General features: G+C 74.3%; 11 protein-coding genes. 8 read left to right on the forward strand and 3 right to left on the reverse strand.

Annotated elements, in window-relative coordinates; genetic code table 11:
* Positions 1–4: 4 nt before the first annotated feature.
* Positions 5–763, forward strand: coding sequence for a TrmH family RNA methyltransferase (locus tag AF335_RS13420; protein WP_102918536.1), 759 nt, complete (start codon positions 5–7; stop codon positions 761–763).
* On the opposite strand, the gene paaN is transcribed toward AF335_RS13420, so the two are convergent.
* On the reverse strand, positions 764–2,467 hold the full coding sequence (paaN, locus tag AF335_RS13425; protein ID WP_102918537.1) for a phenylacetic acid degradation protein PaaN: 1,704 nt from the start codon (positions 2,465–2,467) through the stop codon (positions 764–766).
* 178 nt (positions 2,468–2,645) lie between these two features.
* On the opposite strand from paaN, the gene AF335_RS13430 reads away from it, so the two are divergent.
* Both AF335_RS13430 and AF335_RS13435 read left to right on the forward strand, forming a co-directional pair.
* Complete coding sequence (locus AF335_RS13430) at positions 2,646–4,166, forward strand: 3-hydroxyacyl-CoA dehydrogenase (RefSeq protein WP_102918538.1); 1,521 nt, start codon at positions 2,646–2,648, stop codon at positions 4,164–4,166.
* Positions 4,167–4,168: 2 nt separating this feature from the next.
* Positions 4,169–4,759: a TetR/AcrR family transcriptional regulator gene (locus tag AF335_RS13435; RefSeq protein WP_087927293.1), complete on the forward strand. Its 591-nt coding sequence runs from the start codon at positions 4,169–4,171 to the stop codon at positions 4,757–4,759.
* Positions 4,760–4,828: 69 nt separating this feature from the next.
* Here the strand turns inward: AF335_RS13435 and AF335_RS13440 are convergent, their stop codons facing one another.
* Positions 4,829–5,362, reverse strand: coding sequence for an Lrp/AsnC family transcriptional regulator (locus AF335_RS13440; RefSeq protein ID WP_102918539.1), 534 nt, complete (start codon positions 5,360–5,362; stop codon positions 4,829–4,831).
* A 182-nt stretch (positions 5,363–5,544) separates the two neighbouring features.
* On the opposite strand from AF335_RS13440, the gene pdhA reads away from it, so the two are divergent.
* The 5 genes from pdhA to AF335_RS13470 all read left to right on the forward strand — a co-directional run bounded on the left by pdhA (position 5,545) and on the right by AF335_RS13470 (position 12,478).
* The gene (pdhA, locus tag AF335_RS13445; RefSeq protein WP_102918540.1) at positions 5,545–6,702 is read left to right on the forward strand and encodes a pyruvate dehydrogenase (acetyl-transferring) E1 component subunit alpha; all 1,158 of its coding nucleotides are present in this window, start codon (positions 5,545–5,547) and stop codon (positions 6,700–6,702) included.
* Complete coding sequence (locus AF335_RS13450; protein ID WP_228772917.1) at positions 6,699–7,814, forward strand: alpha-ketoacid dehydrogenase subunit beta; 1,116 nt, start codon at positions 6,699–6,701, stop codon at positions 7,812–7,814. The genes pdhA and AF335_RS13450 overlap by 4 nt, the downstream gene beginning before the upstream one ends.
* Positions 7,814–9,244 carry a dihydrolipoamide acetyltransferase family protein gene (locus AF335_RS13455; protein WP_102918541.1) on the forward strand — a complete coding sequence of 477 codons (1,431 nt, stop codon included), beginning with the start codon at positions 7,814–7,816 and terminating at the stop codon, positions 9,242–9,244. Before AF335_RS13450 ends, AF335_RS13455 begins: the two co-directional genes overlap by 1 nt.
* 136 nt (positions 9,245–9,380) lie before the next feature.
* The gene (locus AF335_RS13460; RefSeq protein WP_102918542.1) at positions 9,381–10,268 is read left to right on the forward strand and encodes an NTP transferase domain-containing protein; all 888 of its coding nucleotides are present in this window, start codon (positions 9,381–9,383) and stop codon (positions 10,266–10,268) included.
* Between the two features lie 716 nt (positions 10,269–10,984).
* Positions 10,985–12,478, forward strand: coding sequence for a molybdopterin molybdotransferase MoeA (locus tag AF335_RS13470; RefSeq protein WP_376697815.1), 1,494 nt, complete (start codon positions 10,985–10,987; stop codon positions 12,476–12,478).
* A gap of 42 nt (positions 12,479–12,520) precedes the next feature.
* On the opposite strand, the gene AF335_RS13475 is transcribed toward AF335_RS13470, so the two are convergent.
* The gene (locus tag AF335_RS13475; protein ID WP_228772918.1) at positions 12,521–13,624 is read right to left on the reverse strand and encodes a potassium channel family protein; all 1,104 of its coding nucleotides are present in this window, start codon (positions 13,622–13,624) and stop codon (positions 12,521–12,523) included.
* Between the last annotated feature and the right edge of the window lie 42 nt (positions 13,625–13,666).

Below are 13,666 nucleotides of genomic sequence, written 5' to 3' on the forward strand. Positions count from 1 at the left end.
GGGCATGACCGAGGACGAAGCCGTGGCCGCCGTGCGGCAGTGGGGCGAGGCCGCCCCCGACGCCGTACTGCTCGACGGCTTCCACGCCCTGAAGCACGCCCTGCGCTTCGGCGCGGACGTGCGCCTGGCGGTCACCGCGGACAAGAAGGCGGCGCTGGCCCTCGCTGAACAGCTCGCCGACGACCTCACCGGGACGCTCGACGAGCGGCTGGTCGAGATCCCCGCACGGACCCTGCGGGAGCTGCTGCCCCGTGTGCACCCCACCGGGGTGGCCGCCCTGGCGGCCAGGCCCGCCCGCCGGGCCAACCTCGACGCCCTTTCCCGGGCGCCTCGGCAGGCCCCGGTGGTCGTCCTGGACAACCCCCGCAACCTCGGCAACGTGGGCGCCGTGATCCGGCTCGCCGCCGGCTTCGGCGCCACGGGTGTGGTCACCACCGGCGACCTCGACCCCTGGCACCCGAACGCCGTACGGGCGGGCGCCGGCCTGCACTACGCCACGGCCGTCGAGCACCTGCCGCTGCCCGAACTTCCGCCCGGCCCGCTGTATGTGCTGGATCCGGAGGGCGACGACATCCGGTCCGTCACCCTCCCCGACGACGCCCTGATCGCCTTCGGCTCCGAGCGGCACGGGATCTCCCCCGAGCTGCGGGAGAGGGCGACCCGGCTGGTCGCCCTTCCCATGCGGCCCCAGGTGTCGAGCTACAACCTCGCCACGAGCGTCGCCATGGCGCTCTTCCACTGGGGCGGACCGGCCCCGGTCTAGCTACGCCTGGCGGCGCACCTCGACGGTGCGGAACCGGGTGGCCACGAACGCTCCGTCGCACAGCGCGGCATTGGCCGAGGGGTTGCCGCCCGAGCCGTGGAAGTCGGAGAAGGCGGCCGTCTGGTTCACATACACCCCACCGGTGAGGTTCAGGGAGAGCTGGGCGCACTCCTCCAGGCACGCCTCCTCGATCAACCGCTCGACCTCCGGCGACGTGGTGTACGCGCCGACGGTCATGGCGCCCTGCTCCCGCACCGTGCGGCGCAGCAGCTCCACGGCGTCGGCCGCCGAGTCGACGGCGACGGCGAAGGACACCGGCCCGAAGCACTCGGAGAGATAGGCCGCCTCGGAGTCGGGCTTGGCGCCGTCCAGCTTCACGATCACCGGCGTACGGACCGTGGCGCCGGGGAAGTCGGGGTTGGCGACCGTCCGGGAGGCCAGGGCGACCTCGCCGAGCTGGGCGGCGGCGTCGATCCGCTCCTTGACCTGGGGGTTGACGATGGCGCCCAGCAGGGCGTTGGCCCGGGCGTCGTCACCCAGCAGGCCCTCGACCGCGGCGGCCAGATCGGCCACCACCTCGTCGAAGGTCCTGGGGCCGGCGTCGGTGGCGATGCCCCCGCGCGGGATGAGGAAGTTCTGCGGGGTGGTGCACATCTGGCCGCTGTAGAGCGACAGGGAGAAGGCGAGGTTGCTCAGCAGGCCCTTGTAGTCGTCGGTCGATTCGATGACGACCGTGTTGACACCGGCCTTCTCGGTGAAGACCTGCGCCTGACGGGCATGGGCCTCCAGCCAGTCGCCGAAGGCGGTGGAGCCGGTGTAGTCGACGATGCGGATCTCCGGGCGCACGGCCAGCGACTTGGCGATGCCCTCGCCGTCCCGCTCGGCGGCCAGGGCCACCAGGTCGGGGGAGAATCCCGCCTCGCGCAGCACCTCGCGGGCGATCCGCACCGTGAGCGCGAGCGGCAGCACGGCGCGGGGGTGCGGCTTGACCAGGACGGCGTTGCCGGTGGCCAGGGAGGCGAACAGACCGGGGAAGCCGTTCCAGGTGGGGAAGGTGTTGCAGCCGATGAGGAGAGAGACGCCGCGCGGCACGGGCGTGAACTCCTTGCGGAGCTCCAGGGGATCCCGCTTGCCCTGCGGCTTGGACCACTCGGCCGCGGCCGGGGTGCGCACCTGCTCGGCGTAGGCGTAGGTGACGGCCTCGAGGCCGCGGTCCTGGGCGTGCGGACCACCGGCCTGGAAGGCCATCATGAACGCCTGGCCGCTGGTGTGCATGACGGCATGGGCGAACTCGTGCGTGCGGGCGTTGATCCGGGTCAGGATCTCCAGACAGACCGCGGCCCGCGCCTCCGGGCCCGCCTCGCGCCACTGCGGCATGGCCGCGCGCAGGGCCGGCAGCAGGACGTCGGCGTCGGCGTGCGGATACTCGATGCCCAGCTCCGGGCCGTAGGGCGAGACTTCGGAGCTCGCCCAGCCGTCCGCGCCGGGCTGGTCCAGCTCGAAGCGCCGGCCGCGCAGCGCCTCGAAGGCGGCCTGCCCCTCGGCCGCGCTCAGGCTCCCGGGCACGGCGCCCTCCGCCCCGTACGCCTTCGGGTGCTCGGGGAAGGGGGACCAGTAGGCGCGCGAACGGATCGCGTCCAGTGCCTGGTCGAGGGTAGGGCGGTGCTTCTCGATCAACTGGGCGGTGGTGAGTCCGGCGGTCACGGCTGACCAACTCCTTGTCGAGCTGGGCTCGGATGAGGCGGCAGGCTTCGGGAACAGGGGTCGGGCGACAGGCTTCGGAGGCCACGAGCACCCCCCGGTAGATACAGTAACCGAACGATCGGTCGGGACAAGGGGGCCCGGCGAACCTGTGGACAACTCATCGGGGAGGATCACCGGCATGACCGCAATCGAGCTGGGACGTACCGTCGCCGTCGTCGGCACCGGCACCATGGGCCAGGGGATCGCCCAGGTCGCCCTCGTGGCCGGACACCCCGTACGCCTGTACGACGCGGCGGAGGGCCGCGCCGCCGAGGCCGCGCGGGCCATCGGCGCACGCCTCGACCGCCTCGTGGAGAAGGGCAGGCTCGACGCCGCCGGCCGCGACGCGGCCCGCGCCCGCCTGCACCCGGCCACCAGTACGGCCGAACTCGCTGACTCCGCACTCGTCATCGAGGCGATTCTGGAGCAACTCGACGCCAAGCAGAAGCTGTTCGCCGAGCTGGAATCAGTCGTTCCGGACGACTGCCTGCTCGCCACCAACACATCCTCCCTGTCGGTCACCGCTGTCGCGGGAGCCCTGCGCCTGCCCGGCCGTTTCGTCGGCCTGCACTTCTTCAACCCCGCGCCGCTGCTGCCGCTCGTGGAGGTCGTCCAGGGCCACGCGACCGACCCGGCCGCCGCCGATCGCGCCCAGGCCACCGTGGCCGCCTGGGGCAAGACGCCGGTGCGGTCCGCGGACACCCCCGGGTTCATCGTCAACCGCGTCGCCCGGCCCTTCTACGCCGAGGCGTTCCGGCTCCTGGAGGAGCGCGTCGCCGACCCGGCCACTCTCGACGCCGTACTGCGCGAGTGCGGCGGCTTCGCCATGGGCCCGTTCGAACTGACCGACCTCATCGGCCAGGATGTGAACGAAGCCGTCACCCGTTCGGTCTACGACTCCTTCTTCCAGGACCCGAAGTTCAGGCCCTCGCTCGCCCAGCGGCGCCTGGTGGAGGCCGGTTTGCTCGGCCGCAAGTCGGGCCGCGGCTGGTACGACCACGCCGACGGCGCCGAGCGCCCCGCCCCGCACACCGCGGAGCCCGCGCCCGCGCCCGCGTCGGTGGTCGTCCACGGGACGCCGGCCGGCCCGGCCGCGGTCCTGCGCGAGATGATCGAGGAAGCGGGCGTCAAGGTCACCCACGACCGCGCGCCGGGGGCGTCCGGGTGGTCCGTCCGGCTGCCCGGCGGCGCCCGCCTCGTGCTGACCGGCGGCCACGTCGCCACGGGCGACACGGACGAACCGCTCATCCGCTTCGACCTCGCCCTCGACTACCGGGCGGCGACCCGCATCGCCCTCGCGCCCTCGCACCGCGCCACCCCCGAGCAGGTGCGGGAGGCGGTCGGCCTCTTCCAGGCGCTCGGCAAGAAGGTCAGCGTCGTCGACGACGTGCCCGGCCTGATCGTCGCGCGCACCGTGGCCATGATCGTCGACTTCGCGGTCGACGCCGCCGCCCGCGGGGTCGCGAGCCCCGAGGACGTCGACACCGCCATGCGGCTGGGCGTGAACTACCCGGGCGGCCCGTTCGAGTGGACCGAGCGGCTCGGCGCACACTGGCTGTGGGGCCTCCTGGACTCCATGCACCACCAGAGCCCCGGCGGGCGCTACGCGCCGTCCTGGGCGCTCAGGCGCCGTGCGGACATCGAACGACAGGTGCTCTAATCATGACCATGGCCAAGCGCGACACCTACACGCCCGAATCGCTGCTCGCGGTCGCCGTCCAGGTGTTCAACGAGCGGGGCTACGACGGCACGTCCATGGAGCACCTCTCCCGGGCGGCCGGCATCTCCAAGTCCTCCATCTACCACCATGTGAAGGGCAAGGAGGAGCTGCTGCGGCTCGCGATAAGCCGCGCGCTGGACGAGCTCTTCGCCGTCCTGGACGAGCCCCGCGCCGTCGAGGGACGGTCCGTCGACCGGCTGGAGCACGTCACCCGGCGCACCGTGGAGGTGCTGATGGCCGAGCTGCCCTATGTGACGCTGCTGCTGCGCGTCCGGGGCAACACGGATACCGAGCGCTGGGCCATGGAGCGCCGCCGCGAGTTCGACCACCGGGTCGCCGAACTGCTCAAGCAGGCGGCGGCCGACGGCGACCTCCGGGAGGACGTCGATGTGCGGCTGGCGACCCGGCTGCTCTTCGGCATGATCAATTCCGTGGTCGAGTGGTACCGGCCGGGCCGCGGCGGCTCCACGAGCGACGAGGTGGCCGACGCGGTGGTCCGTACGGCCTTCGCGGGGCTGCGTACGTACCGCTAGCCGCCGCTCCGGAAGGCGCCCGCCCGCATGCCGCGCCACGAGGCCCCTGGGACACCCGTCCCGGGGGCCTCAGCGGTCCCCGGGCCCGACCGGCGCCCCTGGGGCCGTGCCGCCCGGGCCGCCCTCCTGGAGGTCGGTCTCCTCGAAGACCAGCAGCGTGCGGGTGCTGAGCACCTCCTCCATGGCCTGGATACGCGTCAGCACCAGCTCGCGCAGGGCGCGGTTGTCCTTGGCGTGCACCAGCAGCAGCACGTCGAAGTCCCCGCTCACCAGGGCGATGTGCGCGGCGCCCGGCAGCGCGCGGAGCTTCTCGCGGACCGATCGCCAGGAGTTCTGCACGATCTTCAACGTGATGTACGCCGAGGCCGTCTGGCCCGCCCGCTCCTGGTCGATGCGGGTGCTGAAGCCCCGGATCACCCCGTCGTCGATCAAGCGGTTGATCCGCGCGTAGGCGTTGGCGCGCGAGACGTGCACCCGCTCGGCCACGGACCGTATCGACGCACGGCCGTCGGACCGGAGCATGCGCAGGATCGCGCGGTCGATCTCGTCCAGCGGCCGCGCGGGCGGCCTGTCGCCCGCGAAGGCCATCTGTTCGTCCGGCATGCCGCCCCGCCTCCCCCTCATGGACGCCCTGTCCATATCTCAGGCTGTGGAGAACCGTTTGTCCACAGGCTTGGGCCGCCTGTAGCCAAAAAGTGCTGACGACCGAACAATCGGTAGGGAGGGAGCGCGGCCGCCAAGTGCCGCGTGCCCGGTCAAGCCCGTCCCAAAAGGAGGTGCTCGTCATGACGGTTCTGGAGCAGCCCGGCTCGTACCGGCCCACCCCGCCCCCTGCCTGGCAGCCCCGCACGGATCCCGCGCCGCTGCTGCCCGACGCGGAGCCGTACCGCCTGCTGGGCACCGACGAGGCCGCCGGGCTCGACCCCGAGCTCCTGCGGCGGATGTACGGGCAGCTCGTCCGCGGCCGCCGGTACAACACCCAGGCCACGGCCCTCACCCGGCAGGGCCGCCTCGCCGTCTACCCCTCCTCCACCGGCCAGGAGGCGTGCGAGGTCGCCGCCGCCCTCGTACTTGAGGACCGCGACTGGCTCTTCCCCAGCTATCGCGACACGCTCGCGGCCGTCGCCCGGGGCCTGGACCCCGTGCAGGCCCTGACCCTGCTGCGGGGCGACTGGCACACGGGCTACGACCCCCACGAGCACCGCGTCGCGCCCCTGTGCACCCCGCTGGCCACCCAACTCCCGCACGCCGTGGGCCTGGCGCACGCCGCCCGGCTCAAGGGCGACGACGTGGTGGCGCTCGCCATGGTCGGCGACGGCGGCACCAGCGAGGGCGACTTCCACGAGGCGCTCAACTTCGCCGCCGTCTGGCAGGCGCCGGTCGTCTTCCTCGTGCAGAACAACGGCTTCGCCATCTCCGTACCGCTCGCCAAGCAGACCGCGGCCCCGTCCCTCGCCCACAAGGCCGTCGGCTACGGCATGCCGGGCCGGCTGGTCGACGGCAATGACGTGGCCGCCGTCCACCGGGTGCTCGGCGAAGCCGTGCGGCGGGCCCGCGCCGGCTCCGGCCCCACCCTCGTCGAGGCCGTCACCTACCGCATCGACGCCCATACGAACGCCGACGACGCCACCCGCTACCGCACCGACACCGAGGTCGAGGCGTGGCGCGCGCACGACCCTGTCGACCTCCTGGAGCGGGAGCTGACCGGGCGGAAGCTGCTGGACGAGGACGGCATACGGCGCGAGCGTGAGGCCGCCGAGGCGATGGCCGCCGACCTCCGCGAGCGGATGAACCAGGACCCCGCGCTCGACCCCATGGACCTCTTCGCCCATGTCCACGCCGAGCGGACCGACCAACTGCGCGAGCAGGCCGCCATGTTGCGCGCCGAGCTCGACGCCGCCGGGGACACCACCCCGGGCTCTCAGGAAGGGGTGGGGCGATGACCACCGCGGCTGTCACGACCGGCCGGAAGCCCGCCACGATGGCCCAGGCCCTGGGCCGGGCGCTGCGCGACGCCATGGCCGACGACCCGTCCGTCCACGTCCTCGGCGAGGACGTCGGCGCCCTGGGCGGCGTCTTCCGGGTCACGGACGGCCTGGCCAAGGAGTTCGGCGAGGACCGCTGCACGGACACGCCGCTGGCCGAGGCGGGCATCCTCGGCGCGGCCGTCGGCATGGCCATGTACGGGCTGCGACCCGTGGTCGAGATGCAGTTCGACGCCTTCGCCTACCCCGCCTTCGAGCAACTCGTCAGCCATGTCGCCCGGATGCGGAACCGCACCCGGGGCGCGATGCCCATGCCGATCACCGTGCGGGTGCCTTACGGCGGTGGGATCGGCGGCGTCGAACACCACAGCGACTCCTCCGAGATCTACTACATGGCCACCCCCGGCCTCCATGTGGTCGCCCCCGCGACCGTCGCCGACGCCTACGGGCTGCTGCGGGCCGCGATCGCCTCCGACGACCCGGTGGTCTTCCTGGAGCCCAAGCGGCTCTACTGGTCCAAGGCCGACTGGGACCCGGACCGGCCCGAGGAGGTGCCGGGCATCGGCCGGGCGGCCGTCCGCCGCCGGGGCACCTCCGCCACGCTGATCTCCTACGGCCCGTCCGTGCCGGTCTGCCTGGAGGCCGCGGAGGCCGCCCGGGCCGAAGGCTGGGACCTGGAAGTGGTCGACCTGCGTTCGCTGGTGCCGTTCGACGAGGAGACGGTCTGCGCGTCCGTAAGGCGCACCGGCCGGGCCGTCGTCGTCCATGAGGCCACCGGATTCGGCGGCCCCGGCGGGGAGATCGCGGCCCGGATCACGGAGCGCTGCTTCCACCACCTGGAGGCACCCGTGCTGCGCGTCACCGGCTTCGACATCCCCTATCCGCCGCCGATGCTGGAGCGGTACCACCTGCCCGGCGTCGACCGGGTACTGGACGCCGTCGCCCGCTTGCAGTGGGAGTCGGAGTGGACGGACCCGGCGGCGGGCCCCGGTGGTTCCACCGGTCCCAAGGGCCTCACGGGCCCGAACGGTTTCCAGGGCTTCGACGGCTTCGAGGGCGGGGTGCGCTGATGGCCGTGGTGCGCGAATTCACGCTGCCGGACCTCGGGGAAGGGCTCACCGAGGCGGAGATCGTCCGCTGGCTCGTCCAGGTCGGTGACGTCGTCGCCGTCGACCAGCCGGTGGTCGAGGTCGAGACGGCCAAGGCGATGGTCGAGGTCCCGTGCCCCTACGGGGGCGTGGTGACGGCCCGGTTCGGCGAGGAGGGCACGGAGCTCCCGGTGGGCGCGCCGCTGCTGACGGTGGCGGTCGGCGAGCCGGCGACCGGTTCCGACGGCGACAGCGGCCCGGAGGACACCGGGCGAGACTCCGGAACCCTCGCTCCCCCCGGGGGCGAGGGTTCCGGGAACGTCCTGGTCGGCTACGGCACGCAGGCCCCGGCCGCGCGGCGCCCCCGGGTGCGGGCACCCGGGGGGAGGGCCGCACGGACGCAGGGCGGCCCGGTCGCCACCGGTGAGGCGGGCAAGGCAAGTGAGGCGGGAGAGGCGGTGGGGGCCGGCAGGTCCGCCGGTGCCGTCGGTTCCGTAAGGGCCGCCGCGCCCGTCGAGGCGGGTACCCGGGCGGTGATATCGCCTCTCGTCCGGCGGCTGGCCAGGGAGCGCGGGCTCGACCTCGCGCACGTGTGCGGCAGTGGACCGGACGGGTTGATCACCCGGGCGGACGTCGAGCGCGCCACGGCCTCCCCGGCCCCGGTTCCCGGGCGGGCGGCGGTCGCGTCCGGCACGCCGTCGGCCGCCGGGCGGCCGGAGGACGGTGCCGAGCGGATTCCCCTGCGCGGGATGCGCGGCGCCGTCGCCGAGAAGCTCGGCAGGAGCCGCCGCGAGATCCCGGACGCGACCTGCTGGGTGGACGCCGACGCCACGGAGCTGCTGGCCGCCCGACGGGCGATGAACGCCGCCGGGGACCCCAAGATCTCGCTGCTCGCCGTACTGGCCCGGATCACGACGGCGGCCCTGGCCCGCTACCCCGAGCTCAACGCCACGGTGGACACCGAGGCCCGTGAGATCGTGCGGCTGCCCGGGGTGCACCTGGGGTTCGCCGCGCAGACCGACCGGGGCCTGGTCGTCCCCGTCGTCCGGAACGCCCACACGCTCAACGCCGTCCGGCTGTCCGAGGAGATCGCCCGGCTGACCGAGGCCGCGCGGGCGGGCGCCCTCACCCCGGCCGAGCTGACCGGCGGCACGTTCACCCTGAACAACTACGGGGTGTTCGGGGTCGACGGCTCCACGCCGATCATCAACCACCCGGAGGCGGCGATGCTCGGGGTCGGGCGCATAGTCCCGAAGCCATGGGTGTGGGAGGGGGAGTTGGCGGTACGGCAGGTCGTGCAGCTGTCCTTCACCTTCGACCACCGCGTCTGCGACGGCGGCACGGCGGGAGGCTTCCTGCGGTACGTGGCCGACTGCGTCGAGCGGCCCGCGGTGTTGTTGCGGTCCGTGTGACGGGCGGCTGCCGAGCGGCCGTGCAGGGTGGCGGTGACGGCGCCCCGGCAGGGCCGGTCGCCGCGGTCGGCGCGCCGTCGTCCGGAGGCTTCCGGGCGGCCGGTGCGCCGGGCGGTGGCGCGGCCATACTCGTCGGGTGACTGACTATGACGCCGTAGTGCTCGCCGGAGGCGCCGCCCGCAGGCTGGGCGGCGCCGACAAGCCCGGTCTGAGCGTGGGCGGCCGCACGCTGCTCGACCGGGTCCTCGGCGCGTGCGCGGACGCCGGTGACACCGTCGTGGTGGGCCCGCGCCGCCCCACCGCCCGGCCCGTGCGCTGGGCGCGCGAGCAGCCCCCCGGCGGCGGACCGCTCGCCGCGCTCGCCGCCGGCCTCAAGGGGACGGAGGCCGCCCTGACGCTCGTACTCTCCGCCGACCTGCCGTTCCTGCGGGCCGACACCGTACGAGCCCTTCTCGCGGCCCTCGCCGACGCCGGGGAGGGGACGGACGGGGTGCTGCTCGCCGACCCCGACGGACGGGACCAGCCGCTGGTCGCCGCCTACCGCGGCGAGGCCCTCCGCCGGGAACTCGCCCTGCTCGCCGCCGAGCACGGCTCCCTCGCCGGACTGCCGCTCCGCCTGCTCACGGCCGAGCTGGCGCTCGGCCGGCTCCCGCACCCCACGGCGTCGTTCGACTGCGACACCTGGGAGGACGTCGCCACGGCCCGCGCGCGCATCAGGGACGATGGGGGCGTGCTGGAAGAATGGATCAACGCCGCCAAGGCCGAACTCGGCATCGAGCTCGACGTCGACACCGCCGCCCTCCTCGACCTCGCACGGGACGCCGCGCACGGCGTGGCCCGGCCCGCCGCGCCCCTGACGACGTTCCTCGTCGGCTACGCCGCCGCGCTGCGGGGCGGCGGGGAGGAGGCCGTCGCGGCGGCGACCCGCGAGGCGGTCGCGCTCGCCCGGCGCTGGGCCGACGAGGCCGCGGACGGCGGCAAGGCCGCCGCCGAGGGCCCCCACGCGCCCGAAGAGTCGGAATGACCTCCAGGGAGGACGGCTCCGCGCTCGACCGCGCGGCGGACGAGGCACTGGCCCTCATCGCGGACGACCGCCGGGCGAGGAGCCGCTCGCGCGGCCAGGCGCACATGGCCGCCGACGGCGGGCGCCCGGCGGCCGGGGGCCGTCCCGTCGAGGACGGGGCTCCGGCCGATCGCCCACTGGGGGAGGGGCTCTTCGTCCCGTGGGCGGAGGACCACGGTCCGCGGGGAGCCTCCGGCCCCGGCGGGCCCGCGCCGGGAGAGGACGACTCCGCGCCGCGCGCCGACCGCTCGCATCACGCGCGGGGGAGCGGCGGGTGCCGGAACGGCGAGTACGGGCACGCCGATCGCCCGGCCGGGGGAGCCTCGGCGGGGGACACCTTGGCCGTCATCGACGCGTTGACGCTGCTCGCCGAGGATCGCTCGGCGCGCGGGCGGCGGGGCGGCGGCGACGTGCCGCGCCCGTCGTACGAGGGCGGCCGGTCCCGTCGCGAAGGCCCGTTCGGCGACTTCCCTTTCGACCTTGAGCCGGAGTCGGCTCTTGAGGCGGAGCCGGCCTTTGGGCCGGGGGCGACCCTTGAGGCGGAGCCGGCCTCTGGGGCAGGGTCGGTCATTGAGACGGAGTTGGCCTCTGGGCCGGAGTCGGCCCTTGAACCGGAGCCGGCCCCTGAGGCGAAACCGGCTCCTGAGCCGACGCCGGAGCCCACCCCCGGGTCGGTCATCGACGCCGGGCCCGTCTCTGACGCCGGGCCTGTCTCTGACGCCGGGCCTGTCTCTGACCCCGGGCCCGTCTCCACCCCCGATCCCGTCTCCACCCCCAAGCCCGCCTCTGAATCCGCGCCTGTTCCCGTCCCGAGGTCCGTCCCCGTCCCCGGACCCGGACCCGGACCCGGACCCGTCCCCGGAGCCGAACCCGTCCCCACCCCCACCGCCGACTCCATCCCCTCCCCCCGCGAGTACGAGTTCCTCTTCGCGGCCGACGACGTACGTGAGTCCGCCCCCATGACGACCGCTCCCTGGCCCGACGCCCGTGCCCTCGCCGCTCGTGCCGCCGAGCCCCTGCCGCCCGTCGAGCAGGAGCTCGGCGAGGCGCTCGGGCAGGTGCTCGCCTCGTCGCTCGTCGCGCTCACCGACCTGCCGTCCTTCGACACCTCCGCCATGGACGGCTGGGCGGTCGCCGGGCCGGGCCCGTGGCGGCTGCCCGCCGGCCGGGAGGGCCTCGGCGTCCTCGCCGGCTCCGACCACGGCGGGGCCGCGCCCCTGCGCGACGGACACGCCGTAAGGATCGCGACCGGCGCGCCCGTCCCGCCCGGCACCACCGCCGTGCTCCGCAGCGAGCACGGCGAGGTGACCGGCCGGGACGAGCCGCACCCCGAGCTCCACGCCACCCGTCGTCTCTCCCACGGCCAGGACATCCGCCCCCGTGGCCAGGAGTGCCGCCACGGCGACCAACTCCTGCCCCGGGGCACCGTCGTGACCCCCGCCGTGCTCGGCCTGGCCGCCGCCGCGGGCTACGACAGGCTCCACGTCACCCGCCGCCCCCGCGCCGAAGTGCTCGTCCTCGGCGACGAACTGCTCCGCGAGGGCCTCCCCCAGGGCGGCCGGATCCGGGACGCCCTCGGCCCCATGCTCGGCCCCTGGCTCACGGCCCTCGGCGCCGAGGTGACCTCGATCCGCCGCCTCGGCGACGACGCGAACGCCCTGCACGCGGCCCTCGCCGACTCCACCGCCGACGTCGTGCTCACCACCGGCGGTACGGCCGCCGGCCCCGTCGACCACGTCCACACCACCCTCCGGAGGCTCGGCGCCGAGCTCCTGGTCGACGGTGTCGCGGTCCGGCCCGGCCACCCGATGCTGCTCGCCCGGCTCGCACCCGGCCGGCACCTCGTCGGCCTCCCCGGCAACCCCCTGGCCGCCGTCGCCGGACTGCTGACGCTCGCCGAGCCCCTGCTCCGTACGCTCTCCGCGCGCCCCTCGCCCCCGCCCTACCGGGCCGTCCTCACCGATGCCGTCAAGGGCCACCCGGACGACACCCGGCTCGTCCCCGTCGTCAGCCGGCACAGCGACAGCGCGGAGCCGCTCAGTTTCCACGGGCCCGCGATGCTGCGGGGCCTCGCCGCCGCCGACGCGCTCGCGGTCATTCCGCCGGGTGGTGCGGTACGGGGTTCCCGGGCCGGGGTTCTCGAACTGCCGTGGGCGGTGGGTGGGGTGTGACGCGCCTCCGGGCCGGCAGGGCGGTGGCCGCACCGCCTGCCCTCACCCCTCCGCCGCCGGCGGCGCCGCCTGCTTGATCGTGATGACCCGGTCCGCGAGGTGCAGCGTCGCCGCCTCCGGGTCGGTGAAGTGCAGCAGCCGGTGGCCCCGTACGACCGCGACGACGAGGTCCGCGCAGTCGCGCGGTGAGTTGCCCGCCTCCCGCTTGGTGACGGGCCGCTCCACGACGTCCAGGCCGTTGCCGTACGTCAGCAGGTCCTCCAGCACCGTGCCGACGTTCGGGCTCATCATCGACATGCCGAGCAGCCGGCCCGCCGAGCTCGAACTCGTCACGACGGTGTTCGCGCCGCTCTGCCGCAGCAGCGGCACGTTCTCGTCCTCCCGCACGGCCACGACGATCGTGGCCGACTTGTTGAGCTGCCGCGCGGTCAGCGTGACCAGGGCGGCCGTGTCGTCCCGCTCCGTGCAGATCACCACCTGGGAGGCCCGCTGGAGCTCGGCGCGGAGCAGCGTCTCGGAGCGCGTGGCGTCGCCCAGGACGCCCACCAGGCCGTCGCTGGAGGCCGCGTCCACGACCTTCTTCTGCGGGTCCACCACGACGATCTTGTCCTTGGGCTTGCCCTGCCCGACCAGCGTCTCGATGGCGTGCCGGCCCTTGGTGCCGTAGCCGACGACGACGGTGTGCTCTCGCATGCGGGACCTCCAGCGGTGGATGCGCACCTGCTGGCGCGTCCGTTCGGTCAGCACTTCCAGGGTGGTGCCGACCAGAATGATCAGGAACAACACGCGCAATGGCGTGATCAAGAAGATATTCGTCAGCCGCGCCCCGTCGCTCACGGGCGTGATGTCGCCGTAGCCGGTCGTCGACAGGGTGACGGTCGCGTAGTACGCGGAGTCGAGGAAGTCGACGGCGCTGTCGGAGTTGTCGTGGTACCCCTCGCGGTCGACGTAGACGAGCAGGGTCGTCAGGCCGAGCACGGCCAGCGCCATGACGAGCCGGCGCAGCACCTGCCGCAGCGGCGCCGCGACGTTCTGGACCGGCATGACGATGGAGCGCCCCGCCTCCGCGTCCTCTTCGGCCTCTCTCCTGGTGCGCCGCCACAGCGACCGGAGGAGGGAGATTCTGGTCATCTTGCCCGTAGCCATGCGCTCCATGTTCCGTGATGTGCCGAGGGGCCCGGGAGTAGC

The sequence above is a fragment of the Streptomyces eurocidicus genome (assembly GCF_002891295.1).
GTDB lineage: Bacteria > Actinomycetota > Actinomycetes > Streptomycetales > Streptomycetaceae > Streptomyces > Streptomyces eurocidicus.